The sequence below is a fragment of the Pseudomonas sp. JQ36 genome (assembly GCF_053851495.1).
Genome location: NZ_CM132642.1, coordinates 5,981,809 through 5,998,570, shown reverse-complemented (window position 1 = coordinate 5,998,570; position 16,762 = coordinate 5,981,809). Strand labels below are relative to the sequence as shown.

15 protein-coding genes and 1 pseudogene are annotated in these 16,762 nt (G+C 60.8%); 9 read left to right on the top strand and 7 right to left on the bottom strand.

The window, feature by feature from the left end; genetic code table 11:
- Positions 1-331: 331 nt before the first annotated feature.
- Positions 332-1,648: an MFS transporter gene (locus ACS4NR_RS27025; RefSeq protein ID WP_456018770.1), complete on the top strand. Its 1,317-nt coding sequence runs from the start codon at positions 332-334 to the stop codon at positions 1,646-1,648.
- Positions 1,649-1,741: 93 nt separating this feature from the next.
- Here ACS4NR_RS27025 and purT read toward each other — a convergent pair whose 3' ends face one another.
- The 5 genes from purT to ACS4NR_RS27000 all read right to left on the bottom strand — a co-directional run bounded on the left by purT (position 1,742) and on the right by ACS4NR_RS27000 (position 5,030).
- Positions 1,742-2,923 carry a formate-dependent phosphoribosylglycinamide formyltransferase gene (purT, locus tag ACS4NR_RS27020; protein WP_041063124.1) on the bottom strand — a complete coding sequence of 394 codons (1,182 nt, stop codon included), beginning with the start codon at positions 2,921-2,923 and terminating at the stop codon, positions 1,742-1,744.
- Positions 2,924-3,022: 99 nt separating this feature from the next.
- The gene (locus tag ACS4NR_RS27015) at positions 3,023-3,490 is read right to left on the bottom strand and encodes a VUT family protein (protein WP_095138286.1); all 468 of its coding nucleotides are present in this window, start codon (positions 3,488-3,490) and stop codon (positions 3,023-3,025) included.
- Positions 3,491-3,646: 156 nt separating this feature from the next.
- Positions 3,647-3,862: a DUF1289 domain-containing protein gene (locus ACS4NR_RS27010; RefSeq protein ID WP_095138285.1), complete on the bottom strand. Its 216-nt coding sequence runs from the start codon at positions 3,860-3,862 to the stop codon at positions 3,647-3,649.
- Positions 3,859-4,383: a gamma carbonic anhydrase family protein gene (locus ACS4NR_RS27005; RefSeq protein WP_456018769.1), complete on the bottom strand. Its 525-nt coding sequence runs from the start codon at positions 4,381-4,383 to the stop codon at positions 3,859-3,861. The genes ACS4NR_RS27010 and ACS4NR_RS27005 overlap by 4 nt, the downstream gene beginning before the upstream one ends.
- A 47-nt stretch (positions 4,384-4,430) precedes the next feature.
- Positions 4,431-5,030 carry a CoA pyrophosphatase gene (locus ACS4NR_RS27000; RefSeq protein ID WP_007967803.1) on the bottom strand — a complete coding sequence of 200 codons (600 nt, stop codon included), beginning with the start codon at positions 5,028-5,030 and terminating at the stop codon, positions 4,431-4,433.
- A 146-nt stretch (positions 5,031-5,176) separates the two neighbouring features.
- Between ACS4NR_RS27000 and ACS4NR_RS26995 the strand changes: the two genes are divergently transcribed.
- The 7 genes from ACS4NR_RS26995 to nagE all read left to right on the top strand — a co-directional run bounded on the left by ACS4NR_RS26995 (position 5,177) and on the right by nagE (position 13,947).
- Positions 5,177-5,728 (top strand): NUDIX hydrolase, encoded by a 552-nt coding sequence (locus tag ACS4NR_RS26995; RefSeq protein WP_007967805.1) that lies wholly within the window; start codon positions 5,177-5,179, stop codon positions 5,726-5,728.
- A 108-nt stretch (positions 5,729-5,836) separates the two neighbouring features.
- Positions 5,837-6,352, top strand: coding sequence for a L,D-transpeptidase family protein (locus tag ACS4NR_RS26990; RefSeq protein ID WP_095138283.1), 516 nt, complete (start codon positions 5,837-5,839; stop codon positions 6,350-6,352).
- A gap of 283 nt (positions 6,353-6,635) precedes the next feature.
- On the top strand, positions 6,636-7,367 hold the full coding sequence (locus ACS4NR_RS26985) for a GntR family transcriptional regulator (protein ID WP_456018768.1): 732 nt from the start codon (positions 6,636-6,638) through the stop codon (positions 7,365-7,367).
- A 24-nt stretch (positions 7,368-7,391) separates the two neighbouring features.
- Positions 7,392-8,498 (top strand): N-acetylglucosamine-6-phosphate deacetylase, encoded by a 1,107-nt coding sequence (gene nagA, locus ACS4NR_RS26980; RefSeq protein WP_456018767.1) that lies wholly within the window; start codon positions 7,392-7,394, stop codon positions 8,496-8,498.
- A complete protein-coding gene (locus ACS4NR_RS26975; RefSeq protein WP_456018766.1) occupies positions 8,479-9,501 on the top strand; it encodes an SIS domain-containing protein in 1,023 nt (340 codons plus the stop codon). The genes nagA and ACS4NR_RS26975 overlap by 20 nt, the downstream gene beginning before the upstream one ends.
- Before the next feature lie 181 nt (positions 9,502-9,682).
- Positions 9,683-12,196: a phosphoenolpyruvate--protein phosphotransferase gene (gene ptsP, locus ACS4NR_RS26970; RefSeq protein ID WP_456018765.1), complete on the top strand. Its 2,514-nt coding sequence runs from the start codon at positions 9,683-9,685 to the stop codon at positions 12,194-12,196.
- A 35-nt stretch (positions 12,197-12,231) separates the two neighbouring features.
- Positions 12,232-13,947, top strand: a complete 1,716-nt coding sequence (nagE, locus tag ACS4NR_RS26965; protein ID WP_456018764.1) for an N-acetylglucosamine-specific PTS transporter subunit IIBC — start codon at positions 12,232-12,234, stop codon at positions 13,945-13,947.
- A gap of 79 nt (positions 13,948-14,026) precedes the next feature.
- On the opposite strand, the gene ACS4NR_RS26960 is transcribed toward nagE, so the two are convergent.
- Entirely contained in the window at positions 14,027-14,323 is a 297-nt protein-coding gene (locus ACS4NR_RS26960) for a hypothetical protein (protein WP_456018763.1), read from the bottom strand.
- A 254-nt stretch (positions 14,324-14,577) separates the two neighbouring features.
- Here ACS4NR_RS26960 and ACS4NR_RS26955 point away from each other — a divergent pair, with 254 nt between their 5' ends.
- On the top strand, positions 14,578-15,039 hold the full coding sequence (locus ACS4NR_RS26955; protein ID WP_456018762.1) for an EF-hand domain-containing protein: 462 nt from the start codon (positions 14,578-14,580) through the stop codon (positions 15,037-15,039).
- Between the two features lie 139 nt (positions 15,040-15,178).
- Here the strand turns inward: ACS4NR_RS26955 and ACS4NR_RS26950 are convergent.
- Positions 15,179-15,541, bottom strand: a pseudogene (locus tag ACS4NR_RS26950) (DUF6124 family protein).
- Positions 15,542-16,762: the final 1,221 nt, after the last annotated feature.

Below are 16,762 nucleotides of genomic sequence, written 5' to 3'. Positions count from 1 at the left end.
TGGGTTGCGAAGCAGCCCTGGCTTTTGATTTACCCACAGATTCATGCGGTCGCTTCGCGCCCGAGCGGGAGCAAGCTCCCTCGCCACAGAAAGCCCGACAGCAGCGATCTTTGCTCTTGTTCATTCGTTAGCCCCCTTCCTATAATCGAGCCGCTTACCCAAGCGCTGCCGAGCCCTGTGCTTACCCCGCACTAAAGCGGTTTCGGCCATTTTCCGCACTACCCCGACGACTGTTCCTACTCGAAACAGCGCTCGCGTCTCATCCCACATCCCTGGGTGTTCAACCATAATAATTCGCTCCAACGGAGCCATGACTGTCAGGGATCACCGCATGACGACCAGTACCGCTTACAGCGCCACCGCGCCTGCCCAGCCGACCAACTCCGCCACCCGCGTGGCAACGGCGAGCTTCATCGGCACCGCCATCGAGTTTTACGACTTCTATGTCTACGCCACCGCCGCTGCGCTGGTGATCGGGCCGGTGTTCTTTCCGCAGACTTCCGGCACCGCGCAGATGCTCTCGGCGTTTCTCACCTTCGGCATCGCCTTCCTCGCCCGGCCGCTGGGTTCGGCGCTGTTCGGCCATTTCGGTGACCGCATCGGGCGCAAATCGACACTGGTCGCCTCGCTACTCCTGATGGGCGTGTGCACCACGCTGATCGGCGTGCTGCCGGGTTACGACAGCATTGGCGCCTGGGCCCCGATTCTGTTGTGCGTGCTGCGTTTCGGTCAGGGTCTGGGATTGGGTGGTGAATGGGGTGGCGCGGCGCTATTGGCGACGGAGAACGCGCCCAAGGGCAAACGGGCGTGGTTCGGCATGTTCCCGCAGCTTGGCCCGTCGATCGGTTTTCTCGCGGCCAATGGGTTATTCCTGACCTTGGCCATGACCCTCAATGACGAACAGTTCCGCAGTTGGGGCTGGCGTATTCCATTTCTGCTCAGCGCGGCACTGGTGATGGTTGGCCTGTATGTGCGTTTGAAACTTCACGAAACGCCGGTATTTGCCAACGCCATCGCCCGTCAGGAGCGAGTGAAGGTGCCGCTGGTCGAGCTGTTCAGCCAGTACTGGGCGCCAACCCTGCTCGGCGCGGCGGCGATGGTGGTGTGTTACGCGCTGTTTTACATCTCGACGGTGTTTTCCCTGAGCTACGGCGTATCCACCCTCGGCTACAGCCGTGAGACGTTCCTTGGACTGCTGTGTTTTGCCGTGCTGTTCATGGCCGCGGCGACGCCTTTATCCGCGTGGGCCAGCGACCGTTACGGGCGTAAACCGGTGTTGATCGTCGGCGGTGTGCTGGCGATTCTGTCGGGGTTCCTGATGGAGCCGTTGCTGACGCAGGGTTCGACCTGGGGCGTGGCGCTGTTCCTGTGCATCGAGCTGTTCTTGATGGGCGTGACGTTTGCCCCGATGGGTGCGCTGCTACCAGAGCTGTTTCCGACGCACGTGCGCTATACCGGCGCATCGGCCGCTTACAACCTCGGCGGGATCGTCGGCGCCTCGGCGGCTCCGTTCTTCGCGCAGAAACTGGTGGCGCTGGGTGGTTTGAGTTATGTCGGCGGGTATGTGTCGGCGGCAGCGGTGCTCAGCCTGATTGCTGTGCTGTGCCTTAAGGAAACGAGGAATAACGATCTGAATCAGGTTGCCTGACAGGAGATCAAAAGCTTCGCGAGCAAGCCCGCTCCCACATTGGAATGCATTTCCCTGTGGGAGCGGGCTTGCTCGCGAATGCCGCGCCTCGGTTTACAGCTCTACAACAACAGCCTGAGCAGCACGAGTCGCTTTCGCACGCGCCGCCTCAATCGACTCATCCCGCGCCAACGCCACGCCCATCCGGCGCTGACCATTGACCTCAGGCTTGCCGAACAGACGCAACGCCGTGTCCGGCTCGCTCAGCGCTGCGCCTAGATTGGCGAACGCCGTCTGGGTCGACTGCCCTTCCACCAGAATCACCGCCGAAGCCGAAGGGCCGAACTGACGGATCAGCGGCACCGGCAGACCGAGAATGGCGCGCGCGTGCAGGGCAAACTGCGACAGGTCCTGAGAAATCAGGGTCACCAGACCGGTGTCATGCGGGCGCGGCGAGACTTCGCTGAACCACACCTGATCGCCCTTGATGAACAGCTCGACACCGAACAGGCCGCGACCACCCAAGGCCTCGGTCACGGCTTTGGCCACGCGCTCGGACTCAGCCAAGGCAATCGGGCTCATGGCCTGCGGCTGCCAGGACTCCTGATAGTCACCCTTCTCCTGACGGTGACCGACCGGTGCGCAGAACGTGGTGCCGCCGATGTGGCGCACGGTCAGCAGGGTGATTTCGTAGTCGAAATCGATGAAGCCTTCGATGATCACCCGACCTTTGCCGGCGCGACCGCCTTCTTGCGCGTACTCCCAGGCTTTCTGCACGTCATCGGCGCTGCGCAGCAGGCTCTGGCCTTTGCCCGAAGAGCTCATGACTGGCTTGACCACGCACGGGAAGCCCAGATCCTGAACGGCTTTGCTGTAATCCTCGAAGGTGTCGGCAAAGTGGTACGGCGAGGTTGGCAAGTCCAGCTCTTCAGCGGCCAGGCGGCGGATACCTTCGCGGTTCATGGTCAGTTGCGCGGCGCGGGCGGTCGGGATCACGGTGAAGCCTTCGGCTTCCAGCTCGACCAGCGTGGCGGTGGCGATGGCTTCGATTTCCGGCACGATGAAGTGCGGTTTCTCGGCTTCGATGACTGCACGCAGCGCGGCGCCGTCGAGCATGTTGATCACGTGGCTGCGATGCGCCACCTGCATCGCCGGCGCGTTGGCGTAACGGTCGACGGCAATCACTTCAACGCCCAAGCGTTGTAGCTCGATCACCACTTCCTTGCCCAACTCACCACAGCCACACAGCAATACGCGGGTCGCGGTCGGCGACAATGGAGTTCCGATACGGGTCATCTCAGGTCCTCAAAGAAGCGGATCATCGAGGAAAGCAACGCCAGCCGCGCTTTCCATGGGGAGAAAGCGCGGCATTTTACATGAACCGCAGGGTTTGGCTCAGCTGGCGACAGCCTGTTTGCGCTCGCGCCAGGCCATGATCAGCCAGACGGCAGTGACGCCGGCGAACTTCGAGGCCAATGCGGTGATGATCACCGGTGGCGTCATCAGGTCGATCATGCCGAAGAAGATGAAGGTATCGAGGGGAATGCTCAGCGCCGAGCTGATCCACAGGCGGTCGCGCAACGGCCGCTTGGTGACGCTGAACACCAGCCAGTCGATGATCTCGGACACCGCGAACGCTGTGGCGCTGGCCAAGGCGATGGATGGATCAGAAGTGACGTATGAGAGCACCAGCGCCGCCAGCATCGCCACCAACGCACCGTGGCCGAAACGGGTTTGCACCATGTCGCGCAACACGAACACCAACCCGCCCCAGGCCGACCAGATGATGTCCAGGTGTGGCGCGGTGGAAAAAGCGAAGTTGATCAGCACGACACTGCTGATGTAGGCGATGAGGAAAATCATGGTGGCGACCTGAGAAATTGGCGCACAGGTTACTTCAGGGCTTGGTGTGGGGCCAATAAGAAGTGGCGACTGTTCTGGCCTCTTCGCGAGCAAGCCCGCTCCCACAGGGAAATGCATTTCAAATGTGGGAGCGGGCTTGCTCGCGAAGGCGGGCTGTCAGGCGCCTGATTTTCCGGGAATCATCCACACCAACCCACTCGCCTTCGCCCGCTCATGACACAACCCGAGCACTACCCGCCGCTCATCGTTGGTCATCCGCCCCCAGCGGGTGATCTCAGCGACCGTGCGCTGGCAGCCAGTACATATGTCATCCTCATCCAGTGCGCAGATATTCACGCACGGCGAAGCAACCGGTCTTTCGGGAGTACTCATTCTTCCTGCTCGACCAGATCTCGCGCATAGCGCTGCGAGTTATGCACGTAGTGCGCGGCACTGGCCTCAAGCATTTTCTTCTGCGCCTCGGTCAGTTCACGCACGACCTTGCCCGGTGAGCCCATCACCAGCGAGCCATCGGGAATTTCCTTGCCTTCACCGATCAGCGAATTGGCGCCGATGATGCAGTTCTTGCCGATTTTCGCGCCGTTGAGAATCACCGCGTTGATGCCGATCAGGCTGTAATCACCCACAGTGCAACCGTGGAGCATGGCGTTATGGCCGATGGTCACGCCCGTGCCGATGGTCAGCGGATAGCCCATGTCGGTGTGCATCACCGTGCCGTCCTGGACGTTACTGTTCTTGCCGATCAGGATCAGCTCGTTGTCACCGCGCAGCACGGCGTTGAACCAGACATTGGCGCCCTCTTCGAGCTTGACCTTGCCCACCAGCACGGCATTGGGCGCGACCCAGCTCTGTGGATGGGTGTCGACGCGGGCGTCGCCCAGGCGGTATTTCATCTTGTTTTCCTCAGGGCTCACGATGACGGGCCATTCGAGCGATGGCTTCAGGTGTTGATATAGCTTTTGGGCGGATGATGCAGGCTGATCTGTTCGTCATAGAGCAGATTGATCAGTTCGACGATCATGATAGCGGTCAAACCCCAGATCTTGAATTCGCCATAACGATAACTCGGCACGTACCAGCTGCGGCCCTGGTAATCGATACGGTGCGTGTGTTCGCGCGGGTCTTTGCGGAAGAATTCCAGCGGCACGTTGAATACCGCGGCGATCTCGGCATCGTTGGCCTGGTATTCGACGAAGTCCGGGATCACCCCGACATACGGCGTGACCTTGATGCCATGCAGGGAAATCAGCGGGCTGAGCGGGCCGATGACTTCGACCAACCCCGGCGGCAGGCCGATTTCTTCCTCGGCTTCGCGCAGGGCGGTGAAGATCAGGTCGGGGTCTTCCGGATCCCGGCGTCCGCCGGGAAAAGCCACTTCGCCGCCGTGGGTCGAGAGGCCGCTGGCGCGCAGGGTCAGCACCAGCTCGGGTTCGTCACTGCGGGTGATCGGCACCAGAACAGCGGCCTCGGGGAAACGTTTATCGGTCTCCAGCGTGCGCGGTGTGTGGTTGCTTACCCTATGCAGTAGCTCGTCCAGCATGAGTGTTCTCGATCTGTGCCTTACCCTGCATCATGCACCAATCATTGCAGCCGCCCAAGCCCCTCGCCGGGCCATGTCGCGAAACGACAACTTGCCGACCGGCACCGCTGCACGCCAAGATAGGCGCAGCATTCAGGAACCCCAGCATGAAATTTTGCAGCCAGTGCGGCAACCCGGTGACCCAGCGCATTCCCGAAGGCGACTCGCGGCTGCGATTTGTCTGCGACAGCTGTCAGACCATTCACTATCAAAACCCCAATATCGTTGCCGGTTGCGTTGCGACCTGGGGCAGTAAAGTGCTGCTCTGCCGTCGCGCCATCGAGCCACGCCTCGGTTACTGGACGTTGCCTGCCGGTTTCATGGAAAACGGCGAAACCATCGAGCAGGCCGCGATCCGCGAAACCGCCGAAGAAGCCTGCGCCCGGGTACGCAACCTGAGCATCTATACCTTGATCGATGTGCCGCACATCAGTCAGGTGCACGTATTTTTCCGCGCCGAACTGGCCGATCTGGACTTTGCTGCCGGGCCCGAGAGCCTTGAAGTACAACTATTCGACGAAGCCGACATCCCGTGGGACGAGCTGGCTTTCCGCACCGTGGGGCGTACCTTAGAATGCTTCTTCGCGGATCGTCGGGTCGAGGCGTATCCGGTTCGTTCGGAATCGATTCCGCCGCTGGTCCAGCCTGCCATTAGCTGACTCAAAGAATCCAAAGATCAAAAGATCAAAAGATCAAAAGATCAAAAGATCGCAGCCTTCGGCAGCTCCTACACTTAACATTGCGTCACTCCTTGGGGAATCGTTTCAATGCGCTGGTTGCTTGCCCTGTTTTGCCTGTCATTCGTCACCGTGTCCCAAGCGTCATTCGTGACCACCGTGACGCCGTCGGATACCCCGCTGATCGAAAAGATACTGGTGCTCAAATCGGCTCATCAACTGCAGTTGATTTCCGGCGGCAAGCCGATCAAGACCTATCGCATTTCCCTGGGCAAGGGCGCGAAAAAAGGTCCGAAACTGATTGAAGGCGACAAACGCACACCCGAAGGTTTCTACTGGATCGACTGGCGCAAGGTCAGTGAAAAATTCAATCTGGCGATGCACATTTCCTATCCGAACATCAGCGATTCGGCCCGTGCCCGCCGCGAAGGCGTCGAGCCTGGCGGGATGATCATGATCCACGGCACCCCGGATTCGGAAGAAACCCCGGAAGATCTGTTCCACACCCTGGACTGGACCGACGGCTGCATCGCCATGCGCAACATGGACATGCGTGAAGTCTGGGGTCTGGTGCCGGACGGTACGATGATCGAGATTCGCCCTTAATCAGCGACCACCGGTCACCCACAAAAAAATAAATCAAAAGATCGCAGCCTGCGGCAGCGCCTACAGGGTTGATACCACTTCCCACTGTAGGAGCTGCCGCAGGCTGCGATCTTTTGCTTTTTAAAGCCCACCACTAATACCACTTAAAACCACACCTCCAAAAACCCGCCATTTCATTGGGCTACAGGCCGATTCAACGCGTTGACATGGTATTCAAGTGGTATTAATTTCCGCCCCACAAGCGAGCCACAACAATCCTATACTCGCGTCGGAAATGACCTACATGAACGACCTCCAGGCCCTACGCCCAGATGACTCCCAGCCGACGCCGCTGTACCTGCAGCTGGCGCGCAATCTGGAATCGGCGATCCATTCCGGGCAGTGGAAGGCCGAGCAGGCAATGCCGTCAGAGCGCAACCTCAGCGAGCAACTGGGGATCTCCCGGGTCACCGCGCGCAAGGCGCTGGAAGTGCTGCTCGATCAAGGTCTGATCCGCCGCCTGCAAGGTTCCGGCACCTTCATCACCCCCCGTCTGGAACAACCGCTGTCACGCCTCTCGGGCTTCAGCGAAATGCTTCGCCTCAAGGGTTTCGTCCCCAGCTCGCAGTGGCTGGAGCGCGAAATCACCCTGCCGACTCACGAAGAACTGATCCGCCTGAGCCTGTCGCCGAACGACAAGGTCGCGCGCATGAAACGCCTGCGCAAGGCCGACGACACCGTGATGGCCATCGAGATGAGCACCCTGCCCGCCTCGATCATGCCCAAGCCGCACCTGGTCGGCGATTCGCTCTACGAATACCTCGACGGCATCGGCAAACCGATCGTCCGCGCCCTGCAGCACATCCAGGCAATCAACGCCTCGAACGAGTTCGCCGCGCTGGTCGGCATCGCCCCCGGCACCGCCATGCTGCTGATGACCCGGGTCGGCTATCTGGAAGACAACACGCCGATCGAAGTCACCGACACCTATTGCCGCAACGACTACTACGACTTTGTTGCAGAGCTGCGTCGTTAAGAGCGGCCATAAGCGAGAACCGAAATGTCCGAAGACAACATCCTCACCGCTCACGGCTGGGTTCGCGGCCGGCTGATTCACGAACACGGCAAAGTCGTGTCGATCGAAGGCGTGCCCTGCGACCCGGCCGACAATGACCTGCCCTACCTGCTGCCGGGTTTCATCGATCTGCACGTCCACGGCGGCGGTGGCAAAGACATCATGGAAGGCGCCAGCGCCTTCGAAACCATCACCCGCACCCACGTGCGCTTCGGCACCACTTCGCTGCTGGCCACCACCATGACCGCGCCGAGTGCCGAGATCTCCAGCGTGCTGAAAGAGGTCGGCGAGTTCTGCGAACAGCGGCCGCAAGGTGCCGCCCGGGTGCTTGGTGTGCACCTCGAAGGCCCGTACATCAACCCCGGCAAACTTGGCGCGCAACCGAACTTTGCCCACACCGCGTTAATGGCCGAAGTCGAGGAATACCTCGCGCTGGCACCGATCCGGGTGATCACCATCGCTCCGGAAATCACCGGTCACGACGGGTTGATTCGTGAACTGAGCAGCCGCGGCATCCGCATGCAGATCGGCCACACCCTCGGCAGCTATGAGGAAGGCGTCGCCGCCCTGGATGCCGGCGCCACCAGCTTCACCCATTTGTACAACGCCATGAGCCCGCTGCATCACCGCGAGCCGGGGATCGTCGGCGCCGCATTGGCCCATGCCAAATTCGCCGAGCTGATCCCGGACTTGCTGCACGTGCATCCCGGTGCGATCCGCGTGGCCCTGCGTTCGATCCCATGCCTGTACTGCGTCACCGATTCGACCGCCGCCGCCGGCATGCCCGACGGTGAATACAAGCTCGGCAGCCACACCGTGACCAAATGCCTGGGCGGCGTGCGCCTGCCCGACGGCACGCTGGCCGGCAGCACCCTGACCATGGATCAAGCCCTGCGCAACCTGGTGAAGATCGGATTGCCGATCGCCGAGGCCTCGCAGCGTCTGTCGCAATTTCCCGCCGACTACCTCGGCATCACTGAACGCGGGCGCCTGCAACCGGGGGCCTGGGCCGACTGCGTGCGGCTGGATCGCTCACTCACACTGACCGCCGTCATGGTCGAAGGAGAAGACATTGACTTCAAAAATGCTTGAAGAGGCGCTGTCCTCGTTCGAGGCCGTGCAAGCCCAATTGCAACAGCTCGACCCGCAGATGATCGAGATCGCCGGGCGCCTGCGCCGTCAGCCGCCGCAAGTGGCGATGACCGTTGCGCGCGGCAGCTCCGACCATGCAGCGAGCTACTTCGCCTACCTGACCATGCAGCAACTGGGCGTACCGGTGGCGTCGTTGCCGATGTCGGTGGTGACCATGCAACAGGCACCGCTGAAGGTCAGCGGTCAGGTGGCGTTCGCGTTTTCGCAATCGGGGCAAAGTCCGGATCTGGTCAACAGCCTGCGTCTGCTGCGCAAGCGTGGCGCACTGAGCGTATCGATGGTCAACGCCGCCGATTCGCCACTGGAAGCGGCATGCGAATTCAGCCTGCCGCTGCTCGCCGGCACCGAAAGCAGCGTCGCCGCGACCAAGAGTTTTATCGCCACCCTCAGCGCCAGCGCCCGCCTGATCGCGCACTGGAAAGAAGACCGTGAACTGCTGGAAGCGCACAACGCCCTGCCCGAAGGCCTGCGCGACGCGGCGCAGCAGGACTGGAGCACCGCCATCGATGCCTTGCGCGATTGTGAGCGTCTGATGGTCATCGGCCGTGGCGCCGGTTTTGCCATCGCCCAAGAGGCCGCGCTGAAATTCAAAGAAACCTCGGCGATTCAGGCCGAAGCGTTCAGCAGTGCCGAAGTCCGTCACGGCCCGATGGCGCTGATCGACGAGCATTACCCGTTGCTGGTGTTCGCCCCGCGCGGTGCCGAACAGGCCGGTCTGATCAGCCTTGCGGCAGAGATGCGTCAACGCGGCGCTCGCGTGCTGCTGGCCGCGCCGGACGACATCCTCGAACGCGACCTGACCCTGAGCCGCGCCGAACACCCGGCCCTCGATCCGATCCTGGCGATCCAGAGCTTCTACGTGATGGCCGCCGGCCTGGCCGTGGCCCGCGGCATGGACCCGGATCAGCCGCGCCACCTGAGCAAAGTGACCCGTACGCATTAACCACTGCTGAACGATGCACAACCCTGTCGACGGACGCGAAAACCGTTGATTGATGCACAACTCTGTAGGAGCTGCCGCAGGCTGCGATCTTTTGATTTTGACGTTAAAAAAACAAGATCAAAAGATCGCAGCCTGCGGCAGCTCCTACAGGGGAAAGCGAAATTACTGATGAGACCGAGCCATGCACAACAACAATAAAGAGCTGACCCTCAGCGCCCCGCTCAGCGGCCCGGTGCTCACGCTCGCCAAAGTCCCGGACGCGGTGTTCGCCAGCGGCGCGATGGGTGACGGCATCGCCATCGACCCGCTGAATGACACCCTGTATTCGCCCTGCGCTGGAGAGATCATCCACGTCGCCCGTACCGGCCACGCCCTGACCGTGCGCGCCGACAACGGCGCGGAAATCCTCCTGCATCTGGGCCTCGACACCGTTGAACTGAACGGCGAAGGCTTCTCGATGCTGGTCAAGGAAGGTACGCGGGTCAGCAACGGTCAGCCGTTGTTGCGCTACGACTTGGACCAGGTCGCCCAGCAATGCAAAAGCCTGGTCAGCCTGTTGATCCTGACCAACAGCCAGGATTTCCAGGTGCGCCCGATCACACTCAAAGCGGTGAAGGTCGGCGAGCCGTTGCTGCACATCATTGCGCGCAACAGCTCTGCGGCGACTGCCCAAGCGGTTGGCGGCCCAGAGGTTCATGGTCAGGTGTTGGTGGCGCATCGCGGCGGCTTGCATGCGCGCCCTGCCGCACTGATTCGCCAGACCGCACAAGGCTTCAAGAGCCAGTCGCAGCTGCACTTCGCCGGTAAATCGGCGCCGTGCAACAGCCTGATCGGCTTGATGGGACTGGCCATCGGCGAGCAGGATGAAGTACACGTCAGCTGTCAGGGGCCGGACGCCGAAGCTGCACTGCAAGCATTGCTGAATGCGTTGGCGACCGCCCTGCCGGATGATCATCACGCCGCTGCACAGGTCAACGCCGCACCGAGCAAGCGTCCGGCCGAGACTGGCGTGCTGCAAGGTGTGTGCGCCGCACCAGGACTGGTGGGCGGGCCGCTGTTTCGCCTGAACGCGATCAGCCTGCCGGCAGATGCGGGCAATCATGCTCCGCTTGAGCAACTGCAGAAACTTGAAGCCGCGCTGAATCAGGTTCGCGGCGAAATCAACGCTACTCTCGCCCAAGCGAAAAAGCACAAGAGCACCGACGAAGAAGCGATCTTCGCCGCGCATCTGGCACTGCTCGAAGACCCGGCCCTGCTCGACGCCGCGCAGCATTCCATCGACCAAGGCACGGCGGCGACCCACGCCTGGAGTCAGTCGATCGACGTGCAGTGCGAAGTACTGCAACACACCGGCAGCGCGCTGCTGGCCGAACGCGCCAACGACCTGCGCGACCTCAAGCAACGGGTGCTGCGCGCCCTGCTTGGCGAAGCCTGGCATTACGAGGTGCCGGCCGGCGCCATCGTCGCTGCGCATGAGCTGACGCCGTCGGATCTGCTGCAACTCAGCGCGCAAGGTGTCGCCGGGTTGTGCATGGCCGAGGGCGGCGCGACTTCGCACGTGGCGATTCTGGCGCGCGGCAAAGGTCTGCCGTGCCTGGTTGCACTGGGCGCCGCTTTACTCGATCAAGCACAAGGTCAGTCGGTGGTGCTGGATGCCGATGGCGGTCGCCTCGAACTGACGCCGAACGCCGAACGCCTGGCCGAAGTGCAGCAGGCGCAAATCGACCGTCAGCAACGCCGCGATGCGCAACAGACCAAGGCGCATCTGCCCGCTGAAACCCGCAATGGCGTGGCCATCGAAGTGGTCGCCAATGTCGCCTCCAGCCATGAAGCGGCAGACGCCTTTGCCAACGGCGCCGATGGCGTCGGCCTGCTGCGTACCGAGTTCCTGTTCGTCGACCGGCAAACCGCGCCGGACGTCGAAGAGCAGCGCATCGCCTATCAAGCCGTGCTCGATGCCATGGGCGAGCACTCGGTGATCATCCGCACCATCGACGTCGGCGGCGACAAGCAACTGGACTACCTGCCGCTGCCCGCCGAAGCCAACCCGGTCTTGGGTCTGCGTGGCATTCGTCTGGCTCAGGCCCGTCCGGAAATCCTCGATCAGCAACTGCGCGCACTGCTGCAAGTCAGCCCGCTGCGCCGTTGCCGGATCCTGTTGCCGATGGTCACCGAAGTCGACGAACTGCTGCACATCCGTCAACGGGTCGATGCGCTGTGCCTGGAGTTGGGCATCAATCAGCGCCCGGAAATCGGCGTGATGATCGAAGTCCCCGCCGCCGCGCTGCAAGCCGAACAACTGGCCGAGCACGCCGACTTCCTGTCGATCGGCACCAACGATCTGTCGCAATACACCCTGGCCATGGACCGCGACCACGCAGGTTTGGCCGCTCGGGTCGATGCCCTGCACCCGGCGTTGCTGCGGCTGATCGCCATGACCTGCGCAGGTGCGGCGGTGCACAAACGCTGGGTTGGCGTGTGCGGTGCCCTCGCCTCCGATCCACTGGCGACACCAGTGCTGATCGGCCTCGGCGTGACCGAGCTGTCGGTGAGCCCGGTGCAAATCGGTGAAATCAAGGATCGCGTGCGCCAGTTGCACGAGGCCGAATGCCAACGCCTCAGCCGCGACCTGTTGAAACTCAACAGCGCCGCTGCGGTTCGTCACGCCTGCCACCAGCATTGGCCTCTGCACTAACAACAAGCTCTCTATAAAGAGCAGGGAGAAACACCATGTACCAACTCTTCATCGAAGGCCTGCAACGCCTCGGCCGTGCGCTGATGCTGCCGATCGCGATCCTGCCGATTGCCGGCCTGTTGCTGCGTCTGGGTGACACCGACCTGCTGAACATCGCGATCATTCACGATGCCGGCCAGGTGATCTTCGCCAACCTGGCGATGATCTTCGCCATCGGCATCGCCGTCGGATTCGCCAAGGACAACAACGGCACCGCAGGCCTGGCCGGAGTGATCGGTTACCTGGTGATGATCTCCACGCTCAAGGTGCTCGACCCGAGCATCAACATGGGCATGCTAGCCGGTATCGTCAGTGGCCTGATGGCGGGCGCGCTGTACAACCGCTTCAAGGACATCAAACTGCCGGAGTATCTGGCGTTCTTCGGCGGCCGCCGGTTCGTGCCGATTGTCACCGGGTTCGCAGCGGTCGGGCTGGGTGTGGTGTTTGGCTACATCTGGCCGCCGATCCAGCACGGCATCAACAGCTTCGGTACTCTGATGATGGAAAGCGGCAGCATTGGTGCGTTCGTGTTTGGCGTGTTCAACCGCTTGCTGATCGTCACCGGCCTGCACCACATCCTCAACAACATGGCGTGGTTCGTGTTCGGCAACTTCACCGACCCGACCACCGGCGCACTGGTCACCGGCGACCTGTCACGCTACTTCGCCGGCGATCCAAAGGGCGGCCAGTTCATGACCGGCATGTTCCCGATGATGATCTTCGGCCTGCCCGCCGCGTGCCTGGCGATGTACCGCAACGCGTTGCCCGAACGCCGTAAAGTCATGGGCGGGATCTTCCTGTCGATGGCTTTGACGTCGTTTTTGACCGGGGTGACTGAACCGATTGAATTCGCCTTCATGTTTTTGGCGCCGTTGTTGTATCTGCTGCATGCGCTGCTGACCGGCCTGTCGATGGCGATCACCAATGCGCTGAACATCCACCTCGGTTTTACCTTCTCCGGCGGCTTCATCGACATGGTGCTGGGTTGGGGGCGCTCGACCAATGGCTGGCTGGTGATTCCGGTCGGACTGGCGTACGCCGTGGTGTATTACGCGGTGTTTGATTTCTGTATCCGCCGCTTCAATTTGAAGACGCCGGGGCGTGAGGATGTGGCGGCGGCTGACAAGGCAGTTCTCACCGAGAACGAGCGCGCTGCGGCTTACATCAAAGCCTTGGGCGGTGCCGAGAACCTGCTCACCGTTGGCGCCTGCACGACTCGTCTGCGCCTGGAAATGGTCGATCGCAACAAGGCTTCCGACGCTGACTTGAAGGCTCTGGGTGCGATGGCCGTGGTACGCCCGGGCAAGGGCGGCAGCTTGCAGGTGGTGGTCGGGCCATTGGCCGACAGCATCGCCGACGAAATCCGCCTCGCCATGCCGACGCTTGGGCGTGCGTTGGTGGCTGCGCCTGCGGTGGTGGTCGAGGAATCGAAAGCTGCAATGGTCGCTGCACCGGAAGCCCAACAATGGCTGACGGCGTTGGGCGGTAGCGAGAATGTGCTGCAACTGGACTGCATCGCCCTGACCCGCATTCGCCTGCAACTGGTCGATGGTAAAGCGTTGTCCGAGGCTCAGTTGAAAGAGCTGGGTTGCCAGGGTGTCAGCCCGTTGGAGGGTGGGGTCTGGCATTTGTTGATTGGCGAGAAAGCGGCGAGTTTGAGTGGGGCGATTGAGGCGTTGGTTAATCGGAGTGAGGTCAGCGCCAAGGTATAACCCACAGCGAAACTCAACAGCCTCACTGATAAACGGAAAGCCGCTGGGCTGGGAGCTCAGCGGCTTTTTTATCGGATGTTTACTTGACGGTGACGATGAACGTACGCGGTGCGGAGATACCAGCCCATCCTTTGGCAGTAATCGCATGCCTGCTCACTGACAAATCCGTCAAGTCAAAGAGCCAAGTGCCTGCAGCGGTAGCGACTACTTGCCCCTTCCTAGTAGCAGCGTCAAAAATTTCGAGCTCATCGTCAGCAGACGCCAAGCCGCTCAACCGCACAACAGTGCCCCGAGTGGTGCCACCGTCTGGAACCTCCTCGCCTTGGCTGTTTTTCGCGGAAGTAATCACTGGCACAGTGTTTTTTTCAGTAGACATCGCAAAATCCTTCTTACCTGTTGTGGTTGGAAGTCTCATCAGACAGAAGTTTGCCGAATCGCACCACTGTCAGAAATTACAGGTAAGCGGTGGTTCGGATGAGCGGCCTCCGATGAGGCGCCCTTGGATATTGAATCCAAGCATCCCTGTCAACTGTCAGCTCTGACAGTTGTGCTCTGTTACGCCTTGTTCCTAACCTGCCTCTTGGAGAGAAGGCTGGCGCCTTGAACTCTGAATTCATAGGAGGCGACAAGATGGCCATTACCGTAGAAAAACTGGAAAACCTGCGAAACGACTTCATCAGGTATGACGACAACCATGATGGGAGGCTGACCGTTCTCGAGTATGAGCAGGCGATGGAGCGGTTCACCTCACCTGAAACGCTGGCGGCGTTGGTCAAAAAACTCGATGTCGACAATAACGCTGATATCACCTGGTTCGAGTTCCTTTCAGATTACGTGAACGACGTGATTGGCAGAAAAGCGATCCGTTGGCAGGTGATCGAACAGTTCGACCGGGACTTCAATCGCTACGACGCAAACAAAGATGGAAAGGTGTCGTTCAATGAGCTTTTCAACGCAATGGACGGCTCCAGTGCCCCCGCCACACTCACTGATGAGCTGACTCTGCTTTATGAACGATATGACGACGACAAAGACCAACAACTGACCTGGGATGAATTTTTTATCAGCCTTGTCAGATCGTTTGAACCGTAAGAAAGGGTGACTCTGAAGGAACGCTGCTCATTTACAGACTGGTCGATTGTTCGGCCGTCATCGCGAGCAGGCTCACGCCTACAGGGGAATGCGTTCACCTGTTGGGCCAGCCTGCTGGCGATGAACGATGACGCGGGAGTCAGATTTGTGGATCGACCCGATCCAGGGCACGATTTACCGCGAGTTCGGCGAGCATGACGATTTGCTGGATCGCCAGTGCGGTGCTGCGTTGCAGGCCGCTGAGTTCGCTGGCGAAGTTGTTGGCCATGGCACTGGCGCAGGCCAACGATTAGTAGGCGTGGGCTAGCAGGGTTTCGGTGTCGATGCTTGGGTTGACCATGAACATTGTGCTGGGCTGATGCGCCTCAGCGGATTGCGGGGTGAAGTAGAAATCGACAGCGCGCTTGATGGCTTCACGGTCTTTCGTCAGGTCTTCAACCCGGATGGCGTCGGCGGGTGGGGGTGTGGTTTTGTGGGGTGGATCAGGGATCAGTTTGTCCAAAATTCAACTCCTGCTATGGCGTGTGAAGATGCCATCGTTCGCCGGATCTCACGCGGCAAAGAGGTGGCAGCTATGTGCAGGGTGAGATCCACCGGAGCAGGCAACCGGCCAGACCGAAGTCTGCCCGCACACAGCCGCCATAAAGCAGGCAGCAGATTGAGCTGGCGCCAATTATCGTGGTGTTGGCGCTAGTTGCAAGCATTCCGGGGATCTCACGCCCGGTCGCTGAATTGGCAGCGACAGACGAAGCCTAGAGATCGGACGTCCGAGGGACAACCTGAAAACCTTGTGGGAAGGTTCTTCTGATTCCACACATTTTTAAACACAAAACATCCCACTGTAGGAGCTGCCGAAGGCTGCGATCTTTTGACTTTGGCTTTCCACAATCAAAGGCAAGATCAAAAGATCGCAGCCTTCGGCAGCTCCTACAGGTGAGTACCGCATCAGCTAGAGATTGGTCGGCTGTCAGGCCGCCATCGCTGGCAAACAGGGCTCCCCACAGAGGTTGAGTACATCCGCAATGGATCCGTCAGCTGTCAGGACGCCTTCGCGAGCAAGCCCGCTCCCACAGGTTGAACCCGGTGTATTCAGGTAGAGATCGGTCGGCTGTCAGGCCGCCATCGCTGGCAAGCAGGGCTCCCACAGAGGTTGAGTACATCCGCAATGGATCCGTCAGCTGTCAGGACGCCTTCGCGAGCAAGCCCGCTCCCACAGGTTGAACCCGGCGTATTCAGGTAGAGATCGGTCGGCTGTCAGGCCGCCATCGCTGGCAAGCAGGGCTCCCTCAGAGGTTGAGTACATCCGCAATGGATCCGTCAGCTGTCAGGACGCCTTCGCGAGCAAGCCCGCTCCCACAGGTTGAACCCGGCGTATTCAGGTAGAGATTGGTCGGCTGTCAGGCCGCCATCGCTGGCAAGCAGGGCTCCCACAGAGGTTGAGTACATCCGCAATGGATCCGTCAGCTGTCAGGACGCCTTCGCGAGCAAGCCCGCTCCCACAGGTTGAACCCGGCGTATTCAGGTAGAGATTGGTCGGCTGTCAGGCCGCCATCGCTGGCAAGCAGGGCTCCCACAGAGGTTGAGTACATCCGCAATGGATCCGTCAGCTGTCAGGACGCCTTCGCGAGCAAGCCCGCTCCCACAGGTTGAACCCGGCGTATTCAGGTAGAGATCGGTCGGCTGTCAGGCCGCCATCGCTGGCAAGCAGGGCTCCCTCAGAGGT

Excerpts from the sequence above, each read along its gene's own strand:
- ACS4NR_RS27025 (WP_456018770.1), top strand. The coding sequence starts at position 332 with ATGACGACCAGTACCGCTTACAGCGCCACCGCGCCTGCCCAGCCGACC.
- purT (WP_041063124.1), bottom strand. The coding sequence starts at position 2,923 with ATGACCCGTATCGGAACTCCATTGTCGCCGACCGCGACCCGCGTATTG.
- ACS4NR_RS27015 (WP_095138286.1), bottom strand. The coding sequence starts at position 3,490 with ATGATTTTCCTCATCGCCTACATCAGCAGTGTCGTGCTGATCAACTTC.
- ACS4NR_RS27010 (WP_095138285.1), bottom strand. The coding sequence starts at position 3,862 with ATGAGTACTCCCGAAAGACCGGTTGCTTCGCCGTGCGTGAATATCTGC.
- ACS4NR_RS27005 (WP_456018769.1), bottom strand. The coding sequence starts at position 4,383 with ATGAAATACCGCCTGGGCGACGCCCGCGTCGACACCCATCCACAGAGC.
- ACS4NR_RS27000 (WP_007967803.1), bottom strand. The coding sequence starts at position 5,030 with ATGCTGGACGAGCTACTGCATAGGGTAAGCAACCACACACCGCGCACG.
- ACS4NR_RS26995 (WP_007967805.1), top strand. The coding sequence starts at position 5,177 with ATGAAATTTTGCAGCCAGTGCGGCAACCCGGTGACCCAGCGCATTCCC.
- ACS4NR_RS26990 (WP_095138283.1), top strand. The coding sequence starts at position 5,837 with ATGCGCTGGTTGCTTGCCCTGTTTTGCCTGTCATTCGTCACCGTGTCC.
- ACS4NR_RS26985 (WP_456018768.1), top strand. The coding sequence starts at position 6,636 with ATGAACGACCTCCAGGCCCTACGCCCAGATGACTCCCAGCCGACGCCG.
- nagA (WP_456018767.1), top strand. The coding sequence starts at position 7,392 with ATGTCCGAAGACAACATCCTCACCGCTCACGGCTGGGTTCGCGGCCGG.
- ptsP (WP_456018765.1), top strand. The coding sequence starts at position 9,683 with ATGCACAACAACAATAAAGAGCTGACCCTCAGCGCCCCGCTCAGCGGC.
- nagE (WP_456018764.1), top strand. The coding sequence starts at position 12,232 with ATGTACCAACTCTTCATCGAAGGCCTGCAACGCCTCGGCCGTGCGCTG.
- ACS4NR_RS26960 (WP_456018763.1), bottom strand. The coding sequence starts at position 14,323 with ATGTCTACTGAAAAAAACACTGTGCCAGTGATTACTTCCGCGAAAAAC.
- ACS4NR_RS26955 (WP_456018762.1), top strand. The coding sequence starts at position 14,578 with ATGGCCATTACCGTAGAAAAACTGGAAAACCTGCGAAACGACTTCATC.